Raw genomic sequence first — 19,993 nt, 5'->3', positions numbered from 1 at the left:
GGCGTTTCCCTCACGCTATGACCACCGAAACACTATGAAACTGTCAACCGCACCAACCCACTCCGGGGTTGGGGTCGTTGTTTCAGAACAACAACGGCGGCGGCCGCCGCCTACGACCGCGCCAAGGCGGGCGAGGCCTCCCGGGACGCGGTCCTGGCGAAGCAGGCCGGGGAGAACGCCCTGACCGCCGCCCGTGCGCTGGACGACGCGCTGCTCGCCGCCGATTCGAGCAAGGTCGCGATGACCTCGGCGGCCGCCGCCGGTGCCGACGCCAACGAGGCGGCGAACTCCGCCGTCAAGGCCGGCGGTTTCGCCGACCAGGCGGGCGCCCAGTCCGCCCGGGTCCGGCAGGCCGCGGCCTCCACCCAGCGCCATGCCCAGGAGGCGAGCCGCGCGGCCAAGGCCGCCGCGGGTCTGCTGGAGGCCGCCGGGGCGTTCGCCACCGAGGCCAGGACCCTGGCGGCGAGTGCCGGGGACCACGCCAAGGCCGCCGCCGCGGCCGCTGAGGAGGCCGCCCAGCACGCCGGCGAGGCCGCCACCGCCGCCGCGAACTCCAAGGCCCACGCCGAGCAGGCGCAGATCCTGGCCAACGAGGCGCAGGCCGCGGTCGAGAAGGCCAACCAGGTGCGCGACCTGGCCCAGCGCACGGAGGCCGAGGACCTCACCGCCCGCACCGCGGACGCCGTCGACAAGGCGGCCGACGCCCGCGCGGCCTACGACGACTCCGCCCAACAGACCGGCGAGGCTGTCCAGAAGGCCCGCCGCTACCAGGACGAGGCCGACCGGCTGGCCCAGGCCGTCCTCAAGCCGGACGCCGACACCGCACGGCTGGTCACCGACGGCCGCAAGCTGGCCCTGTTGTCGGTGCAGATCTCCGGCCCCTACGACCAGGCGGCGGCCCGGATCGCGCTCTCGGGCACCGACGCCGCGGTGCTGGACTACATCCGCACCGGGCGCACCAAGGCCGTCCAGGCGGACGAGCGGGCACGGGTCGCCGAACTCGCCACGCAGTCCGAGATGCCCGGCGTGCGGGCGGCCGCCGTCCGGACCCTCAACGGTGACGCTCAGGCCGCCAGTGCCTTCCTGACCACCGGTCAGTACGACGCGGCGGCCAAGGACTACCAGGTCGCCATCGCCCAGACCTCCAACGGCGCCGGCCCCGGCGTCAAGGCCGCCGCCCAGGCGGCCCTGAACGCGGGCACCGTCGACGCGCTGCGCGAGTACCTCGGCTCCGGGCGTTACAACGCCCAGGTCGGCGACGACAAGGTCCGCGCGGCCCAACTGCGCAACGGTGCCGGGCCCGAACTGGACGCCGCCGCCCGCATCGCGCTCGAGGGAACGCCGGAGATGCTGCGGGGGTTCGTCGAGAGCGGGCAGTACATGGCCCAGCGCAAGGACGAGCTGACCGGTGCCCACCAGGCCGACATCGAGCGCCTGATCGCCGAGGGCGCGGCCAACGTCGCGTACGCCCAGCAGGCCGCGGCGGAGGCCGCCCAGGCCGCCGCCGTCGCCAACAACGCGCAGACCGAGGCCGATGCGGCCGCGGGCCAGGCCCAGGCGGCCGCCACCAAGGCGGCCGGCTACGCCGCCCAGGCCCAGGAGCGCGCCAAGCAGGCCGAGGGCAGCGCCGCGCGCGCGGCCACCGCGTCCAAGAACGCCAACGCGGCCAAGGACACCGCCAACCGCGCCTACGCCGAGTCCCGCTACTCCGTCCAGCGGGCCCGGTACTCCGAGGTCGAGGCCCGGAGTTCGGCGAACATCGCCTTCAGCGCCGCCAACGCGGCGCGCGCCTCCGCCGTGGCGGCCGGGAAGGACGCCCAGACCGCTGCGGCCGCGGCCGCAGCGGCCTTCGACACCGCTGCGATCAAGGACATCGAGGAGCGCAAGGCCGAGGCGCTGGCGCTGGAACTGAAGCTGGAAGACCAGGTCATCTGGGCCAAGCGGGAGTTGGCCAAGGAACAGGCGATCGAGGACCAGCGCAAGAAGATCGAGGAGGAGGACAAGAAGGGAGGCGGTGGCGGCCGCGGGTACGACCCGATCGGAGGCCCGTTCGACTTCCGTCCCTTCATGCCGTTCGTACCGGCGCCGGTGCTGTGGACCATCGACAAGTCCATCGAGTTCTTCGTCGGCGGCGTCACCGAACTGATCAGCCTCTACAGTGCCGCCTACGAGCGACTGCACTCCATCTACAGCTCGGCCAAGTCGTTGCTGGGCACCGTGCTCTTCGACACGGTCCCCGAGCTGGCCTCGCAGGCGGGCGCCTGCGCGGGTGGGATCGTCCGCGGCGACGCCATCGACAAGATTCCTGCCTGCAACCGGGATCCGCGGGGCGTGCTCTCCGAGCCCGCGACCAAGCTTCTCGATCTCACCCGTCAGCTCCCGTTCGTCGGCAACAAGATCACCCCCTTCCTGGAGGACGCGTTCTCCAGGGCGGGCATCTGCCTGGGCACCAACAGCTTCCCGGCCGGCACCAAGGTGCTGATGGCCGACGGAAGCCGCCGGCCGATCGAGCAGGTGCGGTACGGCGACCAGGTCCTGGCCACCGATCCGGAGACCGGCACCACCGGCGCCCGGCCGGTCGACTCCACCATCTACACCCCCGACGACCGCGAGTTCGTCGACCTGGTCACGACCGACGCGGCGGGCAGGACCGGAACCGTCACGGCCACCGCGCACCACCCGTTCTGGTCGGAGAACCGCCGGGCGTGGGTGGCCGCCGCCGACCTGGTCGCGGGGGACACCCTGCGGACCGACACGGCCGGCCGGGTGACCGTCACCGCCGGCCGGCACCGCACGGGGCTGGAGGCCGCGTACAACCTCTCGGTCCGCGACCTCCACACGTACTACGTGCTGGCCGGGGACACGACGGCGCTGGTCCACAACACGACCTGCATCCAACTGGCGAACCAGTACGCCGCCGCCGAGGCCGCGCAGCCCTTGATCGAGAGCCTCAAGAACACGGGCGGTCTGCCGCCGGAGTACCTCACGAAGGACCAGGCCAGGCTCCGCGGGTGGCAGGAGGGCAAGGCCCTGGGCAACAGCGTCCCCGGCGGCCAGATCGGCGGTGACGTCTACCGGAACGACCCGAACGACGTGACCGGGATCAGGCTCCTGCCCGAGGCACCCGGGCGCGTCTGGTACGAAGCGGACATCGGCGTCAACCCGATGATGAAGAGGAGCAAGCAAGCAGGCTGGCGTCTCCTGTGGTCGACTGATGGTCTGATGTACGTCACCGGCGACCACTACGACCACGCCTATCAGCTGCCGAACTGGAAGTAGGGACATGAGGGTCACCATCGACGGATCGCGGATCCGGACCGTGGCGGACTTCCACGACGCGCTCGCGGGGCCGCTGGACTTCGGCCCGTACTACGGGCGGAACGCCGGCGCCCTGTGGGACCGGCTGACCACCGATGTCGAGCGGCCGGTCGAGATCGTCTGGGAGGACTCCGCGGTCAGCCGCGAGCGCTTGGGGGCCGAGGTGTTCGAGCGGATCGTCCAGGTCCTCATCGAGGCCGCCGAGAGGGACGAAGGGCGCCCCGAGGAGGAGCGGTTGACCGTTCGGCTGGGCTGACCCGGTCGACGGCAGGGCCCCGCTGAACCGGAGAGGTTCAGCGGGGCCCAGGTCGTTCGCCGGGTCAGGAGGCGCCGAAGAAGGCGTCCAGGATCTGCTGGGCGGCCGATCCGGCCGGAAGCGTGCCGGTGCGCACCTGAGTCTCCAACTCCTGGCTGATGCGCCGTACTTCGGGATGCTCGTGGAGGCGGGCGTACAACTGGTCGTGGACCATCGCCCAGGTCCACTCGACCTGCTGCTCGCGGCGCTTGGCGGCCAGGGCGCCGGTGGCGTCGAGGACCTTGCGGTGCTGCTGGAGGCGCTCCCACAGCGCGTCCAGGCCGGCCCCGTCGCGGCCGCTGCAGGTGAGCACCGGGGGAGTCCAGGCGGCGTCCGGGGGCTGCAACAGCCGCAGCGCGCCCGCGAGTTCGCGGGCCGCCGCCTTCGCGTCGGTCTCGTGCGGGCCGTCGGCCTTGTTGACGGCGATGACGTCCGCGAGCTCCAGCACGCCCTTCTTGATGCCCTGCAGCTGGTCGCCGGTCCGGGCCAGGCTGAGCAGGAGGAAGGTGTCGACCATCCCCGCCACCGCCGTCTCGGACTGGCCGACGCCGACCGTCTCGATGAGGACGACGTCGTACCCGGCCGCCTCCATCACCACCATGGACTCCCGGGTGGCCTTGGCGACCCCGCCCAGCGTCCCCGAGGTCGGGGACGGCCGGACGAAGGCGGCGGGGTCGACGGCGAGGCGCTCCATCCGGGTCTTGTCGCCCAGGATGGAGCCGCCGGTCCGGCTGGAGGTCGGGTCGACGGCCAGGACCGCGACCCGGTGGCCCTGGCCGGTGAGCATGGTGCCGAAGGAGTCGATGAAAGTCGACTTGCCGACACCGGGCACACCCGTGATGCCCACCCGGACCGCGCCGCCCGCGTGCGGCAGCAGCCGCTGGAGCAGCTGCTGCGCGAGCGCGCGGTGGTCGGGCCGGGTGGACTCGACGAGGGTGACGGCGCGCGCGATCCAGGCGCGCGAGCCGTCGAGCACACCCGTCACATAGCTGTCGAGGTCGATCGTCCGCGGAGGCATGCGATCAGGCGGTCACAGCTCGTGGCCGAGGTCGGCCGCCAGGGACTTCAGCAGGTCGTACGCCGCGTCCGGAATGACCGTGCCGGGCGGGAAGACCGCGGCCGCGCCCGCCTCGTACAGGGCGTCGAAGTCCTGCGGCGGGATGACGCCGCCGACCACGATGGTGATGTCCTCCCGGCCCGCCGCGGCGAGTTCGGCGCGCAGCGCGGGCACCAGCGTCAGGTGTCCGGCGGCCAGCGAGGAGACGCCGACGATGTGGACGTCCGCCTCGACGGCCTGCCGGGCGACCTCGGCCGGGGTCTGGAACAGCGGGCCGACGTCGACGGTGAAGCCGAGGTCGGCGAAGGCGGTGGCGATCACCTTCTGGCCGCGGTCGTGGCCGTCCTGGCCCATCTTGGCGACCAGGATGCGCGGACGGCGGCCCTCGGCCCGCTCGAACCGCTCGACCAGGTCGCGGGTGCGCTGGAGGGAGGCCGACGGGCCCGCTTCGTCTCGGTACACACCCGAGATGGTACGGATCTGGCCGGAGTGGCGGCCGTACACCTTCTCCAGGGCGTCCGAGATCTCGCCGACGGTGGCCTTGGCCCGGGCCGCGTTGACGGCCAGGTGCAGCAGGTTGCCGTCCAGCGAGCCGCCGCGCTGCGGGCCGGCCTCGGCGGCCGCGGTCAGGGCGCGCAGGGCGTCCTGGCAGACGGCCTCGTCGCGCTCCTCGCGCAGCCGGCGCAGCTTCTCGATCTGCCGCGCCCGCACCGAGGAGTTGTCGACCTTGAGCACGTCGATCTGCTCGTCGTTCTCCACCCGGTACTTGTTGACGCCGATCACCGGCTGGCGGCCGGAGTCGATCCGCGCCTGGGTGCGGGCGGCGGCCTCCTCGACGCGCAGCTTGGGGATGCCCGCGTCGATGGCCTTGGCCATGCCGCCGGCCGCCTCGACCTCCTGGATGTGCTCCCAGGCCCGGGCCGCGAGGTCGTGGGTCAGCCGCTCGACGTACGCGGAGCCGCCCCACGGGTCGATCACCCGGCAGGTGCCCGACTCCTGCTGGAGCAGCAGCTGGGTGTTGCGGGCGATGCGGGCGGAGAAGTCGGTGGGCAGGGCGAGCGCCTCGTCCAGCGCGTTGGTGTGCAGCGACTGGGTGTGACCCTGGGTCGCCGCCATCGCCTCCACGCAGGTGCGGGTGACGTTGTTGAACACGTCCTGGGCGGTGAGCGACCAGCCCGAGGTCTGCGAATGGGTGCGCAGCGAGAGGGACTTGGGGTTCTTCGGGTCGAACTGCTTGACCAGCTTGGCCCACAGCAGCCGGGCCGCGCGCAGCTTGGCGACCTCCATGAAGAAGTTCATGCCGATCGCCCAGAAGAACGACAGCCGCGGCGCGAAGGCGTCCACGTCCAGCCCCACGTCCAGGCCCGCGCGCAGGTACTCCACCCCGTCGGCCAGGGTGTAGGCCAGCTCCAGGTCGGCCGTCGCACCCGCCTCCTGGATGTGGTAGCCGGAGATGGAGATCGAGTTGTACCGGGGCATCTTCTGCGAGGTGTACGCGAAGATGTCCGAGATGATCCGCATCGACGGCTGCGGCGGGTAGATGTAGGTGTTGCGGACCATGAACTCCTTGAGGATGTCGTTCTGGATGGTCCCGGCGAGCTTCTCCGGCGGTACGCCCTGCTCCTCGGCCGCGACGATGTACAGCGCGAGGACGGGCAGCACGGCGCCGTTCATGGTCATCGACACCGACATCCTGTCCAGCGGGATGCCGTCGAACAGCTGGCGCATGTCGTAGATCGAGTCGATCGCCACGCCCGCCATGCCGACGTCGCCGGTGACGCGCGGGTGGTCGCTGTCGTAGCCGCGGTGGGTCGGCAGGTCGAAGGCGACCGACAGGCCCTTCTGGCCGGCCGCGAGGTTGCGGCGGTAGAAGGCGTTGGACTCCTCGGCGGTGGAGAAGCCCGCGTACTGGCGCACCGTCCAGGGCTGGTTGACGTACATGGTCGGGTACGGCCCGCGCAGGTACGGGGCGACGCCCGGGTAGGTCTCCAGGAAGTCCAGCCCGGCCAGGTCGGCCCCGGTGTACAGCGGCTTGACGGCGATGCCCTCGGGGGTGTCCCAGAGCAGCTCGTCGACGTCCTTGCCGGTGGACCGGCGCCAGGCGGCCCGCCACTGGTCGTCCGTGACGCCGGCGGCGCCGCCGTCCAGCCCGATTCCGGTGAAGTCGGGGATCATCGAGCGGCTCCGATCTGGTCCAGCAGGGAGGTCAGGACGGCGACCGCGTCGCCGCCCGCGAAGATGAACTCGTCGACTCCGGCGGGGAGTTCGCCGAGCCGGCCGGCCAGCAGCACCCGTTCGGCGCCGGCCGCCCGGAGGGCTTCGGCGACCGGCGCGGCGTGCTCGGCGTACAGCGCGTCGCTGGAGCAGAGGCAGGCGACGGTCGCGCCGGAGGCCCGGAAGGCCTCGGCGAAGGCCGCCGGGTCGACGCCCTCGGCCGCGACCGTCGCGATGCCGCCGGCCTGGAACAGGTTGGCGGCGAAGGTGGTGCGCGCGGTGTGCGCGGAGGCGGTGCCGATCGAGGCGAGGAAGAGGGCCGGGCGGGCGCCGTGCGCGGCGAGGTGGGCGTCCGAGCGGTCCCGCAGCGCCTCGTACGCCTCGGCGCGGCGGACCCGCGGCAGCCCGCCGCCGGGTGCGGCCGGGGCCGGTTCGCGGACCAGCGGCTGCTCGTCCAGGTGCGGGAACTCGCTGACGCCGGTGACGGGTTCCCGCCGCTTGGCGAGCCTCACCGAGCGCTCGGCCCAGGTCGCGGCGATCCGCTCCCCGACCAGCCCGGCGCAGAGCGCGGCGCGCAGGCCGCCGGCCCGCTCGATCTCCTGGAACCAGTCCCAGGCGGCGCGGGCCAGCTCCTCGCCCAGCTGCTCGACGTACCAGGAGCCGCCGGCCGGGTCGACCACCCGGGCCAGGTGGGACTCCTCCAGCAGGATCGCCTGGGTGTTGCGGGCGATCCGGCGGGCGAAGGCGTCCGGCAGGCCGAGGGCGCTGTCGAAGGGCAGCACGGTGACGGAGTCGGCGCCGCCGACGCCCGCGGCCAGGCAGGCGACGGTGGTGCGCAGCATGTTCACCCACGGGTCGCGGGCGGTCATCATCACCCGGGAGGTGACGGCGTGCTGGCGCTGCGCCGAGGCGGCGGCCCCGGCGCCGGAGACCTCGGCGACCCGGGCCCAGAGGCGGCGCGCGGCACGGAACTTGGCGATGGTGAGGAACTGGTCGGCGTCCGCGGCGTACCGGAACTCCAGCTGGCCGAGCGCCTCGTCCACCGAGAGCCCGGCGGCGGTCAGCGCGCGCAGGTAGGCGACGCCGGCGGCCAGCGAGCAGCCCAGCTCCTGGGCGGGGGAGGCGCCCGCCTCGTGGTACGGCAGGGCGTCCACCGTGAGCGCCCGCAGGCCCGGGTACCCGGCGGCGCAGCGGGCGGCCAGCGCGGTGGCCTCGGCGAGCAGTGCCTCGGTGCGGCCGTTCTCGCCGGTCCGGGCCTGGAGGCCGAGCGGGTCGGCGCCGAGGTTGCCGGCGGCGGCGCCGGGGGAGACCTCGCGCTCCTCGTACAGCGTGAACAACTGCTCGGCGGCGGCGGTGAATTCGGGTCCGGCGTCGAGCGCCACGGCGGCCAGGTCCAGGTACACCCCGGCCAGCGCCTCGGGCAGGGCGGCCACCGGGAGGCCCGCACCGCCCAGCTCCAGCCAGAGCGAGCTCACGCCGTGCTCCAGGTCGGCCAGCACGGCCTCGTTGGTGCGGCGGCGGTCCGGGTCGGCGTGCCGCTGGCGGACGTCCCACCCGGCCACGGCGGAGCCCTGCGGGCGGCCGCCGCGCACGAAGGGCGGGAAGCCCGGGTAGCCCGGGTCGGCGGCGGTGTCCTCGGCGGTGTACAGCGGGCGGGCGCTCAGCCCGTCCTGGAGCCGGGTGGTGAGCGCCTGCTCGGCGGCGGGGCCGTCCTCGGGCTGGGCACCGGACTTGCGCAGCACGCCCTGGACGAGCTGCTGCCACTGCTCACGGTGCGCGGCCGGGAACTCGGCGGCGAGGGGGAGACCTTCGGGCGGGACCTTCATGTGCGCAGGTTAGCGCCCGTTCGCAGGGCCGCAGGAGGGGGATTCCGTGTGACCTTTCCCTCGATCCGGGCTGATGTCGAGCACTCCGCGGGGCGGGGAGTGCCACCGGGTGCCGGGGTGGCCGGCACGGGGTGCCGGAGGGGTGCCGTGACGGGGTGCCGGAGGGGGTGCCGTGACGGGTGGTCGGAGGCGCGGGGCGCGGTGGTCGCGGCCGCCGGCGGCGGCGGGCGGTGTCCGAGGTCAACCCCGATGGCACGGAACGCGATCGATGTCCCGTCATGCCGTCAAAACGTCATGATCAGGGGGATTGCGGAACCCGGCCCCTCATCTATTAAGTTACTTCGAAGAAGGTGGGCGGGGCAGCACCCCCCCGTTGCTCGCCCTGCCCGCCTTCGCCGTCCCCGGCCCCCGGTCGAGCCGTCCCCCGACGCCGTCCGGTACCGCGTCCCCAGATTCCCCCGAAGGAGAGCGACCGCCATGGGAAAGCGTCGCAAGCCGAGCCCCCCGAGCCGGGCCCGTATGGCGGTCCTCACCACGGCCATGGCAGCCGGCGGCGCGGTCCTCGCCTCCGGTACCGCCCACGCCGAGCCCTCCCCGAGCCTCGCCTCCGTCAAGGAGCAGGTCGACCAGCTCAACGAGGAGGCCGAGCAGGCGATCGAGAAGCACAACGGCTTCCAGGCGAAGCAGCAGAAGCTGCAGGGCGAGGCCAACCAGATCCAGGAGAAGGTCGCGCGCGGCCAGGAGGCGATGAACGAGCTGCGGACCCGGCTCGGCGCCGTCGCCGCCGACCAGTACCGCACCAACGGCATAGACCCGTCGGTCCAGCTGATGCTCGACTCCGACCCGTCCGCCTACCTGGAGCGCGCCGCGGTGCAGAACCAGGTCTCCGACTCCCAGGCGAACCTGCTCAAGCAGGCCCAGGACGAGCAGCGCAAGCTCGACCAGGACCGCGCCGAGGCCACCGCCACCCTGGCCGCGCTCGACTCGGTGGGCACCCAGCTGGCGGAGCAGAAGAAGGACATCCAGACCAAGCTGGCCCAGGCCCAGGAGATGCTGAACAAGCTCAGCGCCGAGGACCGGGCCAAGATCAACGCCCAGCAGAGCGCCGAGAAGGCCAAGGCCGAGGCCCAGCAGGCCGCCGCCGCGGCCGCCAAGGACCGCGCCTCCCGCTCCGCCGACCGCCCGGACATGAACGCCCCCGTGCCCTCGGCCGGCGGCCGGGCCGGCACCATCATCGCGTTCGCCCAGGCCCAGCTCGGCAAGCCGTACGGCTGGGGCAAGAACGGCCCCGCCAGCTTCGACTGCTCCGGCCTCACCAGCCAGGCCTACCGCGCGGCGGGCGTCACCATCTCCCGGACGTCCGAGGAGCAGTGGAAGGACGGCCCGCACATCGACCGCGCCAACCTCCAGCCCGGTGACCTGGTCTTCTTCTACAACGACCTGCACCACGTCGGGCTGTACATCGGCGACGGCAAGATGATCCACGCCCCGCGCACGGGCAAGAACATCGAGGTCCTGCCGATCTCCGCGATGCCCTACATGGGCGCCGTCCGCCCGGCCTGACCGCGCGCCCGGACCGGCCCGCTGCCGCTTCGGCCCGCTGCCGCTTCGGCCCGCTCCCGCTTCGGCGGGGGCGGGCCGCGGTCGTTCCCGGGCCGCGGTCGTTCCGGGGCCGCGGTCGTTCCGGGCCTGCCGTCGTTCCGGGACCGCGGCGCGACGGGCGGGCCGTCAGAGCGCGGCGAGCCGCCGCAGCAGGTGCGCCGGGTCGGTGAGGCCGCAGGCCCGGCGGACGGCGGCGTCGTGGGCGGCGGCGAGGGCGTCCAGGCGGGTCAGCCGGGTGCGGCCCTGGCGGGAGAGGTGGGCGGTGATCCGGCGGCGGTCCTGGTCGTCCTGGCGCCGGTAGACCCAGCCGGAGTCGGCCAGCGAGTCCACCAGCCGGCTCAGGCTCGCCTGCGGGATCAGCAGGGCCTGGGCCAGCTCGCCCATCGGGTGCCCCCGGCCGTCCGCGAGGACGCGCAGCAGCCGCCACTGGTCGACGGTGCAGTCCTCCTCGGCCAGGGCGGCGGCGAGGCCGCCGGAGATCCTGCGGTGGGCCAGCGTGACCAGCTCGACCAGCAGCGGCTCCGGAGCGGCCGGACGGTCGGCCGGGTCTCTGGCGGGCCGGTCCGCGGCCCGGCCGGCGGGATCGCCGGGACGGCCGTCGACCCCCGGTGCGGCACCAGCTGCGGTCATCGGTCGCTCCCCTTCCGGCCTTCCCCGATATCGGCGGTACGACGATACTCGCACCGTGAGCGTCGAGGTCAGGTTGATCGATCCGCTCGACGCGCTGCACTCGGCCCGGGAGGAAGCGGCGTTTCGGGTGGGCCTCGTCGTGCCGCAGTCCGGCCCGCTCGGGCTCACCGGCCCGTCCGCGCTGGACGGCGCGCTGCTCGCCGCGCACGAGGTCAACGCGGGCGGCGGGGTCCTCGGCCGCCCGCTGGAGCTGGTGCTGGTGGACGGCGGCGGCGCGCCGGGCCCGGTCGCCGGGGAGGTGCGGCGGCTGCTGGACGCCGGGGCGCTGGACGCGCTCGCCGGGTGCCACACCAGCGATGTGCACCGGGCGGTGGAGGCCGTCGCCGCGGGCCGCGTCGCGTACGTCTTCACCCCGCCGCACGAGGGCGGTCCCCGGCTGCCCGGCGTGCTCTGCACCGGCATCGACCCGTCCCGCCAACTCGGTGGGGCGGTACGGGAACTGACGAATCGTCACCGCATCCGCCGATGGGCTCTGGTCGGCAACGACTACATCTGGCCGCGCTCCGTCCACCGGGCCGCCGAGGAGCTCGCGGCGCGGGCCGGCGCCCGGGTGGTGCTGGAGCGGAGGGTCCCGTTCGGGGCGGTCGAGGAGGCGCTCGAACCGCTGCTGGACGCGCTGCGCGCCGCCCGCGCGGACGCCCTGCTGCTCAGCCTGATCGGGCGCGACCTGGTGCACTTCAACCGGGCGCTGCGGCGCAGCGGACTGGACCGCACGCTGGTGCGGCTCTCCGGCGCGCTGGAGGAGAACGGCCTGCTCGCGCTCGGCGGCGACGACACCGGGACGCTGTACGCCGCGATGCCCTCCTTCGCGACGCTGGCCGAGGAGGGCCGGCAGCGCCTCGCCGAGCGGCACCGGGCGCTGTGCGGCCCGTGGGCGCCGGTCCTGGACGCCTACGCGGTGGGCCTGTACGAGGGCCTGCGCCTGCTCGCCGACCTGGCGGCCCGGCGGGCCCTGGCCCCGGACGGCCTGCTGGCGGCCGCCGGGCGGCTGCGGCACCGCGAGGGCACGGGCCGGGCGCCGATCCACCTGGCCCGGGCCGAGGGCCTCGGCTTCGCCGTGCTGCCGTAGGCCCGGGCTGCCGTAGGCCCGTCCCGCGGAAGGCCCGTCCCGCCGTGGCCCCGTCCCGCCGTAGCCCCGTTCTCGCCCACCGGAATGTCCGGACGAAACCCTTCCATCTGGAAATAGTTGCCTCTACAGTCTCCCCACACACCCGCAGGGTCGTCACGGAGAGAGAGCACCATGGCCGACACACCCGCGCCCCAAGGCATCGAGAGCTACGGCTACCAGCAGGAACTGCGCCGCTCGCTCGGCTTCACCGACCTGCTCGTCTACGGGCTGGTGTTCATGGTGCCGATCGCACCGTTCGGCATCTTCGGCGGCGTCTTCCAGGGCTCCGGCGGCATGGTCGCCCTGGCCTACCTCCTCGGCATGGTGGCGATGATGTTCACCGCGCTGTCCTACGCCCAGATGTCCCGCGCCTTCCCGATGGCCGGCTCGGTCTACACCTACGCGGGCCGCGGCATCGCCGCCCCGGTGGGCTTCCTGTCCGGCTGGATGATCCTGCTCGACTACGTGCTGGTGCCCGGACTGCTCTACCTGATCGCCGGCGTGGCGATGAACTCGCTGGTGCCGTCCGTCCCGGTCTGGCTCTGGCTGATCGGCTTCGTGCTGCTCAACACCGTGGTCAACTACCTCGGCATCGAGACCACCAACCGGGTCAACAAGGCGATGCTGATCGGCGAACTCGTCGTGCTGGCCGTGTTCGTGGTGATCGGCGTCATCGCCCTGGCCGACGGCAAGGGCCGCGGCTTCGACTTCACCCCGCTGTACAACCCGCACACCTTCTCGTGGAGCCTGGCCTTCGGGGCGGTCTCGATCGCGGTGCTGAGCTTCCTGGGCTTCGACGGCATCTCCACCCTCTCGGAGGAGAACCGGGACTCCACCAAGGCCATCGGCCGCTCGATGGTCGCCGCGCTGCTGCTCGCGGGCACCCTGTTCGTCGTGCAGACCTGGGTCGCCTCGCTGCTGGTCGCCGACCCCGACGCGCTGATCCGGGACGGCGACCCGAACGGCACCGCCTTCTACGACGCGGCCCGCACCGCCGCCGGCGGCTGGCTCGCCACCCTGACCGCCGCCTCCACCGCCGTGGCCTGGGGCTTCGCCAACTCGCTGGTCGCCCAGGCGGCCACCTCCCGGCTGCTGTACGCGATGGCCCGGGACCGCCAACTGCCCTCCTTCCTGGCCCGGATCCACCCCACCCGCCGGGTGCCGGTCAACGCGACCCTGCTGACCGCCGGGGTCTCGCTGGTGCTCGGCCTCTACACGGCGTCCCGCGACGACGGCATCACCCTGCTGAGCACCCTGGTCAACTTCGGTGCGCTGACCACCTTCCTGGTCCTGCACGTCGCCGTGGTCGTCCACTACCTGATCCGCCGGCGCAGCAGGGACTACTGGCGGCACCTGATCGCCCCGGTGCTCGGCTTCGCGATCCTGGGGTACGTGGTGGTCAACGCCGACATCGCGGCCCAGCGGCTCGGCTTCGTCTGGCTGCTCGTCGGCGGAATCGTGCTCGCCGGGCTGATGGCGACCGGGCGCAAGCCCCGACTGGCCGTCGCCGAGGACGGGTCCGCCACAGAGGACGGGTCCGCCGCCGAGGCCGCCACGAAGGCCGCCACCACGACCAAGGAGAACCAGCAGTGAGCCTGCCCGAGACCGTCCAGCTGTTCCCCGCCCCGGAGGACTACGCCTACACCTTCGGCGGCCGCGCCCCGCTGGTCACCGTCCGCCCCGGCACCGTCGTCGAGCTGACCACCGAGGACTGCTTCGGCGGCAAGGTGCGCGGCACCGGTGACCTGCCGAGCCAGGTGCGCGTCTTCCCCTACCTCAACCCGGTCACCGGCCCGATCGCGGTGGCGGGCGCCGAGCCCGGGGACGTCCTCGCGGTGCACTTCGTGGAGATCACCCCGGCCCGGGACCACGGCATCTCCAGCACCTTCCCGCACTTCGGCGCGCTGACCGCGACCCACAGCACCGCGATGCTGCACCCGGCGCTGGAGGAGCGGGTCTGGGTCTACGACCTGGACGTCAAGGCGGGGCTCTGCCGGTTCCGGGCCCGCACCGGCGAGTTCACGGTGGACCTGCCGCTCGACCCGATGCACGGCACGGTCGGCGTCGCCCCGGCGGCCGGCGAGGTGCTGGCCTCGATCACCCCGGGCGCGCACGGCGGGAACATGGACACCCCGGAGCTGCGGGCCGGCACCACCGCCTACTTCCGGGTCAACGTGGAGGGCGGCCTGCTCGCCGTCGGCGACGGCCACGCCCGCCAGGGCGAGGGCGAGGTGTGCGGTACGGCGGTGGAGGCGGCGATGCGCACCACCGTGATCGTCGACCTGGTCAAGGGCGGCGGCCCGGCCTGGCCCCGGCTGGAGAGCGACGACTTCCTGATCAGCACCGGCTCGGCCCGGCCGCTGGAGGACGCGTTCCGGATCAGCCAGCACGACCTGGTCGGCTGGACCGGCGAACTGCTCGGCCTGGACCAGCTCGACGCCTACCAGCTGGTCAGCCAGGCCGGGCTGGCGCCGGCGGCGAACGTCTGCGACACCAACTACACGATGGTCGCCAAGCTGCCGAAGAACCTGCTCGGCCGGGCCCGCGCCTACGACGGGCTGCACGACCGGCTGCGCGCGGCCGCGGCGGCGTACCTGCGGCACCGGTAGGCGGCGCCGGGCCGGGCACGCGGGGTCGGGGCACACGGGTCGGGCACGCGAGCCGGGCACGCGGGCCGGGCACGCGGGTTCAAACACGCAGGTTCGAACGCCCAGGTTCAAACGCGCAGGTCAAGGTCCCGGCAAATCTCCACCGGCCCCCACCCCGGGCCCGTCGCCCCGGTCACCACCGGTCGCCGGCGGGCCCGCGGGGTGCGGCCCCGGCGCCCCGGGACCGCAGCCGTTCGAGGGCGCTGAGCAGGGCCGACGCCTCGTCCCCGCTGATCCGGTCGACGAAGCGGAGCAGCGCGCCCGCCCGGTCGGGGCTGGTCTCCAGCGCCTGGTGCATCAGCCGCGCGGTGTACTCCTCGCGGGTGCAGGTCGGCTCGTACACCCAGGCGCGGCCGACCTTGTCACGGCGCAGCCAGCCCTTGGTGTGCAGGATGTCCGCGACCGTGGTGACGGTGGTGTACGCGACCGCCCGGTCCCGCTGGAGGTCGTCCACCACCTCGCGCACCGTGGCGGGCCGGGCCCAGGACCAGAACCGGTCCATGATCGCGGCCTCCAGGTCGCCGAACCCCCGTAGCACCGCCCTCTTCTCCCTCGCCGAGCCGACCACCGGCGCCCTTCGCCCGTCGGAACGCGGCCCATGGTACGGCGAGCGCCGGGCGCCCGCCCCGGGGTGAAGGGGGTGGACGCCCGGCGTGTTCCGGGTGGTGCCCGGGTCGTGCCCAAGCGGTGTCATCCGGTGGTCGGTGCGTGTTCAAGGCGTGTCCGGAGCCGGTTCCACCGGCTTGTCCGAACCCGCCGAGAGCACGGGGAACCGGCCGCCCTCAGGACAGCCGCCGCCCGAGCGGGATGCGGGACCGGGTGAACAGCGCCGCGAGCAGCCCCGCGACGACCGGCAGCACCAGCACGATCAGCAGCAGCTCGACCCAGGGCGCGGTGATCAGCGCCGGCTTCGCCCCGAACCCACTGGCCCGGGACTTCAGCAGCCCCACCGCCGGCACGAACCCGTTCACCGCCCCGAGCAGCGCGCCCAGCAGGGCGATCAGCGTGCACTGGAGGCCCGCCATGCTCCGCCGGATCCGCGGCGGCGCGCCGACCGCGGCCAGGGTGGCCTGGTCCTGCCGGGAGTCGGCGGCCGCCAGACCGGTGGCGATCCCGGCCGCGCCGAGCACGACCAGCGCGGCGAAGCCGGTGAGGGCGAGGGTGAGCGCGTCGCTCTTCGGCTGGTACCCGCGCTCCACCTGCAGCCGGGCGAAGCGGTCCAGCTGGACGGCGGCCGCCTCGGCGCGCTGCTGCGCCTTGCGGTCGGGCGGGGTGGCGGGCAGCCAGACCGAGCCGGCCGGCTGGACGGAGAGCCCGAGCCGGGGCAGGGCGGAGGGCAGCACCAGTCCCTGGGCGAACTTGGCGGCGGCCGGGTCGTCCACCAGCACCACGTCGACCGGGACCTCCTGCAGGTCGGGCTTGGGCACCTCGCCCGGCTGCACCGGGGCGCCGCCGCCGCGCAGCAGCAGCACGGCCCTGCCGTCGGCGCCCACCACCGTCCGGTCGAAGACCAGCAGCTTCCCGGCGGCGAGCGCCTCCTCGGCGGCCTTGTCGTGGACGGCGAACAGGTTGTGCAGCACGTTCACGTCGCCGGTGGCCAGGTGCGGCGGGGCGACCAGGCCGCGCCGCAGCTCCGGGCCCTTGAGCTGGACGACGCTGAGGCAGTTGTCGCAGAAGCGGTACACCACCTGGCCGAGGTCGCCGCGCGGGCCGAGCCCGGTCAACTGCTTCTCCAGCTCGGCGCGTTCCTCGGCGAGCCGGGGGCCTTCCTGGTGGCTGACGAGCTGGACGGCGCCGTACGGGGCCTGCGGCTCGTAGTCGCGCCGGTTCTCGGCGTCGGTGCTGGTGGTGTAGACCCCGATGGCGACGGCACCGGCCACTGCGGCCATCACCGCGGCGACCGCCGGAGCGGTGCGCGAGCGGTGCCGGGCGGAGTCGCGCAGCGCGAGCCGGGGCCCGAGCGGCAGCCGGCCGGCGGCCCGGCCGATCAGGGCGACCAGCATCGGGGTGCAGAGCAGCAGGCCGAGTTCGGCGGTCACCGAGCCGCCGAGCACGGTCAGCACCCGGGTGCCGTACCCGCCCACGCCCTGGTCCTCGCGCGGGACGGCGCTCGCGCCGTACACCGCGAGCACGGCGCCTAGGACGACCAGCGCCACACCGGCGACGGTGACCCAGCGGCTGGGCCCGCGGACGGTGTCCCGGCCGGTGAGCCCGGCGGTGACGCTGCGCCGGGCGGCCTGCAGGGCGGGCAGCGCGGCCGCGAGCAGCGCGGTGAACAGGCCGATCCCGGCGATCGCGAGCAGGTCCAGCGGGGGCACCGCGAGGTGCCCGAAGCGCACGCCGCCGATCTGCTCGATCCACGGCCGCAGCACGGTGACCGCCGCGGTGCCGAGCACCACGCCGGCCAGCGCCCCGGTCGCGCCGAGCACCAGCCCGCCGCCGAGCACCACCGCACCGACGTGGGCCCGGCTGCCGCCGGCCGCGCCGAGCAGGGCGAGCTGGCGGCGCGAGCGCCTGGCGCCGACCGCGAAGGCCGGCCCGGCGAGCAGCGCGACCTCCAGCAGCGCCATGCCGGTCACGGTGGCGACGACGATCCTGGTGTTCCGGGCGGGCGCCGGGTCGCTGTAGCGGTACGCGTCGCGGTAGTAGGGGACGGCCCGCTCCGGCGGCGGGGCGACCGCCACCGAACGCGCGGTCAGCGTGTAGCCGTGCGCGTTGAACCGCTGGACCGCGGCCCAGTCGAGGGCGGCCCCGGACGGCAGCCGGACCAGCCACCCGGACCGGGTGGCCGCGGGCTTCTCCGCGGCGGGCCCGCCGGCGGCCAGCGCGATGCTCAGCGGGTCGATCAACTCGCCCGGGCGGGCGACGAGTTCGACCCGGCCCAGCTCGCCCGGGTGCTCCACCACGCCGGTGATGGTGTAGCTGGTGCCCTCCAGGCCCTGGAGGGTGGTGGTGGCGCCGGTCCTGAGCCCGGAGCGGTCCAGGAACGCCCGGGTGACGGCCACTTCGCGCGGGGCGCCCGGCGCGCGGCCCTCGACCAGGTCGAGCCGGCCGCGCCAGACCGGATCGCCCAGGTCGGCCTCGGTGGTGAGGACGCGGACCAGGCCCTCGGGCGAGGTCGCGCCGGCCTCCGGCCCGGGCCGGGCCGTGGTGAGCGTGCTGCCGGGCGGCAGCAGCGAGCCGATCAGGGCGACCGGGTCGGTGCTCGCGCCCTTCAGCTGCTCGGCCGTCGGCTGGTCCCCCGGGCGGGGCGGGACGGAGAAGGCGCCGTCCTCGGCGATCGGGGCCTGCTCGACCGGGTGGCCCGGGTCGAGCGAGGTGACCAGGGCGTCCGCACCGCCCACCACCCGCTCCACCCGTTCGGCCGGGCTCAGCTGCCCGCTGCGGTGGACCACGTCGGCGAGGGCGCGGTGACCGTGCTGCCGGCCGCCGCGCTCGGCGCGGTGCTCGCCCTGGTGCTGCTGCCCACCCCTCGCTGGGGCCTCGCGGTCACGGCGGGCCTGGTCGCGACCCTGCTCGCGCTGCTCGCCTTCCCCGCCCGCGCCGCCCTGCTCCGGGACCGCCCCCGGCTGGCCGGCGGCTGGCGCCGGGTGATCGGCGAACTCGCGCTGCTGGCCGTCACCGCCGTGGCGGTGGCCGAGGTCCGCCGGCGCGGCGTCGGCCACCCCGACCGGGGAACGGACCCGCTGCTGGTGGCCGCCCCGCTGCTGCTCGCCGTCGTCGGCGGGCTGCTGCTGGCGCGGATCGAACCGGTGCTGCTCGGCCGGCTGGCCGCGCTCGCCGGCCGCGGCCGCGGACTGGTCGGCTTCCTCGGCCTGGCCCGCTCCTCCCGCGACGGCTCCGGCCGCCGCCGGCCCTCGGTGCTGCCGCTGCTCGCCCTGCTGATCGCCGTCACCGCGACCGGCTTCGGCGCCACCCTGCTCGACTCGGTGGACCGCGGCCGGCTGGCCGCCGCGCGGGTCGCGACCGGCGGCGACATCGCCGTCTCCGTCCCGGCCTACGCGACCCTGCCGGAACCGTTCCTCAAGGCCGCCGGCGACCTCCCCGGCGCCCGGGGCGCGACCGCGGTCCGGGTGGACCCGCGGGCCCTGTTCGTCGGCGCCGCCCCGAACAGCTACACCAAGGTGACCCTGGTGGTCGCCGAGCCGACGGCGTACGCCGAGATCGCCCGCACCCTCGGGGCCGGCGAGTTCGACCCGGCGAAGCTGGCCGGCGCGCCCGGCGGCCCGGACACCCCGGTGCCCGCGCTGTTCAGCCGCGCCCTGGCCGACCGCCTCTCCGCCGGCCCACCGACGGTGCACCTGTCCACCGCGAGCGACCTGCGCACCACCGTCGCCGGGATCGTCACCGCGACCCCGGCGCTGCCGGAGCCGGAACTGCCGTTCGTCGTGGTGCCCAGCGGCCCCGCGGTGGAACGCCTGCCGGAGCTCGGCCGGTGGAACGCGTGGCTGGCCGTCGGCGACGGCCTCGACCCGGGGCGGGTCCGGTCGCTCCTCCGGGAGCGGGGCCTGGAGGAGCCGACCGGCCTCGCCAAGGTGATCGCGGACGAGGCCGCGGCGGCCGGCAAGGGCAGCCACGGACTGCCGCCCGGCTACGCGGTGGGCAGCAGCCGCGAGTACGCCGCGCAGCTCGCCGACGACCCGCTGCAGCAGGCCGCCGGACGGCTGTTCTGGTACGCCGCCCCCGCCACGGCCGGATTCGCCGTCCTCGCGGTCCTGCTGACGCTGCTGCGCGCGGCGCCCGACCGTACGGCCGTCCTGGCCCGGCTGCGCACCATGGGCCTGCGGCCCCGGCAGGGGCTGGCGCTGATCGTCGCCGAGGCGCTGCCGCGGACCCTGGTGGCGGCCGCGGGCGGCGGCCTGGTCGCGACGGCGGCGGCCGTCCTGCTCGGGCCGGCCTTCGACGTCTCCACGCTGGTCGGCGCCGAGGTCGGCGGGGCCCTGGGCCCGGCGGTACTGCCGGTGCTGCTGCCCACGGCGGGGCTGGCGCTGGTGGCCTGCCTCGGGGTGGTGCTGGAGACGCTGGTCGCCGGGCGGCGGCAGATCGCCACCGAACTGCGCGCCGGGGAGTCCTGACGGGGGTACGGAGGCGTCCCGGCGGGGCGCGGACACGACGGGGCGCGGAAACGGCGGGGCGCGGACACGACGGGGCGGCCCGGTCGTGGTGACCGGGCCCCCCCCCCCCCCTTTGCGCGACGGGTCTGACGGCGGGGGGCGCGGGGGGCGCGGTCAGCGC

General features: G+C 74.7%; 13 protein-coding genes. 7 read left to right on the top strand and 6 right to left on the bottom strand.

The features are described from left to right. The first annotated feature begins 240 nt into the window (after positions 1-240). Positions 241-3,279, top strand: coding sequence for a polymorphic toxin-type HINT domain-containing protein (locus ABZW03_RS18120; RefSeq protein ID WP_355258698.1), 3,039 nt, complete (start codon positions 241-243; stop codon positions 3,277-3,279). A 4-nt stretch (positions 3,280-3,283) separates the two neighbouring features. Then, positions 3,284-3,574, top strand: coding sequence for a barstar family protein (locus ABZW03_RS18115; protein ID WP_355258695.1), 291 nt, complete (start codon positions 3,284-3,286; stop codon positions 3,572-3,574). 64 nt (positions 3,575-3,638) lie between these two features. Here ABZW03_RS18115 and meaB read toward each other — a convergent pair whose 3' ends face one another. Genes meaB through mutA form a run of 3 tightly spaced genes read right to left on the bottom strand, consistent with a single transcriptional unit; the run spans position 3,639 to position 8,710 of the window. Then, positions 3,639-4,631 (bottom strand): methylmalonyl Co-A mutase-associated GTPase MeaB, encoded by a 993-nt coding sequence (gene meaB / locus ABZW03_RS18110; protein WP_355258692.1) that lies wholly within the window; start codon positions 4,629-4,631, stop codon positions 3,639-3,641. Between the two features lie 12 nt (positions 4,632-4,643). Beyond that, positions 4,644-6,845 carry a methylmalonyl-CoA mutase gene (gene scpA, locus ABZW03_RS18105; protein ID WP_355258689.1) on the bottom strand — a complete coding sequence of 734 codons (2,202 nt, stop codon included), beginning with the start codon at positions 6,843-6,845 and terminating at the stop codon, positions 4,644-4,646. After that, positions 6,842-8,710: a methylmalonyl-CoA mutase small subunit gene (mutA, locus tag ABZW03_RS18100; RefSeq protein WP_355258686.1), complete on the bottom strand. Its 1,869-nt coding sequence runs from the start codon at positions 8,708-8,710 to the stop codon at positions 6,842-6,844. The genes scpA and mutA overlap by 4 nt, the downstream gene beginning before the upstream one ends. A 477-nt stretch (positions 8,711-9,187) precedes the next feature. Between mutA and ABZW03_RS18095 the strand changes: the two genes are divergently transcribed. Then, positions 9,188-10,273 carry an NlpC/P60 family protein gene (locus ABZW03_RS18095; protein WP_355258683.1) on the top strand — a complete coding sequence of 362 codons (1,086 nt, stop codon included), beginning with the start codon at positions 9,188-9,190 and terminating at the stop codon, positions 10,271-10,273. 165 nt (positions 10,274-10,438) lie between these two features. Here the strand turns inward: ABZW03_RS18095 and ABZW03_RS18090 are convergent, their stop codons facing one another. Then, entirely contained in the window at positions 10,439-10,942 is a 504-nt protein-coding gene (locus tag ABZW03_RS18090; RefSeq protein ID WP_355258680.1) for a MarR family transcriptional regulator, read from the bottom strand. A gap of 55 nt (positions 10,943-10,997) precedes the next feature. On the opposite strand from ABZW03_RS18090, the gene ABZW03_RS18085 reads away from it, so the two are divergent. The 3 genes from ABZW03_RS18085 (at position 10,998) to ABZW03_RS18075 (ending at position 14,719) form a co-directional block, all read left to right on the top strand. Beyond that, positions 10,998-12,071, top strand: a complete 1,074-nt coding sequence (locus ABZW03_RS18085) for an ABC transporter substrate-binding protein (protein ID WP_355258677.1) — start codon at positions 10,998-11,000, stop codon at positions 12,069-12,071. Between the two features lie 171 nt (positions 12,072-12,242). Further along, entirely contained in the window at positions 12,243-13,703 is a 1,461-nt protein-coding gene (locus tag ABZW03_RS18080) for an APC family permease (RefSeq protein WP_355258674.1), read from the top strand. Further along, a complete protein-coding gene (locus ABZW03_RS18075; RefSeq protein WP_355258671.1) occupies positions 13,700-14,719 on the top strand; it encodes an acetamidase/formamidase family protein in 1,020 nt (339 codons plus the stop codon). Before ABZW03_RS18080 ends, ABZW03_RS18075 begins: the two co-directional genes overlap by 4 nt. A 172-nt stretch (positions 14,720-14,891) precedes the next feature. Here ABZW03_RS18075 and ABZW03_RS18070 read toward each other — a convergent pair whose 3' ends face one another. Together ABZW03_RS18070 and ABZW03_RS18065 are read right to left on the bottom strand one after the other, a co-directional pair. Further along, the gene (locus tag ABZW03_RS18070) at positions 14,892-15,296 is read right to left on the bottom strand and encodes a BlaI/MecI/CopY family transcriptional regulator (RefSeq protein ID WP_355258668.1); all 405 of its coding nucleotides are present in this window, start codon (positions 15,294-15,296) and stop codon (positions 14,892-14,894) included. A 244-nt stretch (positions 15,297-15,540) separates the two neighbouring features. Further along, positions 15,541-18,153 carry an FtsX-like permease family protein gene (locus ABZW03_RS18065; RefSeq protein WP_355258665.1) on the bottom strand — a complete coding sequence of 871 codons (2,613 nt, stop codon included), beginning with the start codon at positions 18,151-18,153 and terminating at the stop codon, positions 15,541-15,543. On the opposite strand from ABZW03_RS18065, the gene ABZW03_RS18060 reads away from it, so the two are divergent. Continuing rightward, complete coding sequence (locus tag ABZW03_RS18060) at positions 18,145-19,833, top strand: hypothetical protein (RefSeq protein WP_355258662.1); 1,689 nt, start codon at positions 18,145-18,147, stop codon at positions 19,831-19,833. The two genes, ABZW03_RS18065 and ABZW03_RS18060, sit on opposite strands and share 9 nt — an antisense overlap. The last annotated feature ends 160 nt before the right edge of the window (positions 19,834-19,993 follow it).

Origin of the sequence: Kitasatospora sp. NPDC004799 (assembly GCF_040609095.1) — a bacterium.
In the GTDB taxonomy this organism is placed as follows: Bacteria; Actinomycetota; Actinomycetes; order Streptomycetales; family Streptomycetaceae; genus Kitasatospora.
Note: the sequence above shows the minus strand (reverse complement) of the source record. Positions and strands in the feature narration are given on the sequence as shown.

Excerpts from the sequence above, each read along its gene's own strand:
- ABZW03_RS18120 (WP_355258698.1), top strand. The coding sequence starts at position 241 with ATGACCTCGGCGGCCGCCGCCGGTGCCGACGCCAACGAGGCGGCGAAC.
- ABZW03_RS18115 (WP_355258695.1), top strand. The coding sequence starts at position 3,284 with ATGAGGGTCACCATCGACGGATCGCGGATCCGGACCGTGGCGGACTTC.
- meaB (WP_355258692.1), bottom strand. The coding sequence starts at position 4,631 with ATGCCTCCGCGGACGATCGACCTCGACAGCTATGTGACGGGTGTGCTC.
- scpA (WP_355258689.1), bottom strand. The coding sequence starts at position 6,845 with ATGATCCCCGACTTCACCGGAATCGGGCTGGACGGCGGCGCCGCCGGC.
- mutA (WP_355258686.1), bottom strand. The coding sequence starts at position 8,710 with ATGAAGGTCCCGCCCGAAGGTCTCCCCCTCGCCGCCGAGTTCCCGGCC.
- ABZW03_RS18095 (WP_355258683.1), top strand. The coding sequence starts at position 9,188 with ATGGGAAAGCGTCGCAAGCCGAGCCCCCCGAGCCGGGCCCGTATGGCG.
- ABZW03_RS18090 (WP_355258680.1), bottom strand. The coding sequence starts at position 10,942 with ATGACCGCAGCTGGTGCCGCACCGGGGGTCGACGGCCGTCCCGGCGAT.
- ABZW03_RS18080 (WP_355258674.1), top strand. The coding sequence starts at position 12,243 with ATGGCCGACACACCCGCGCCCCAAGGCATCGAGAGCTACGGCTACCAG.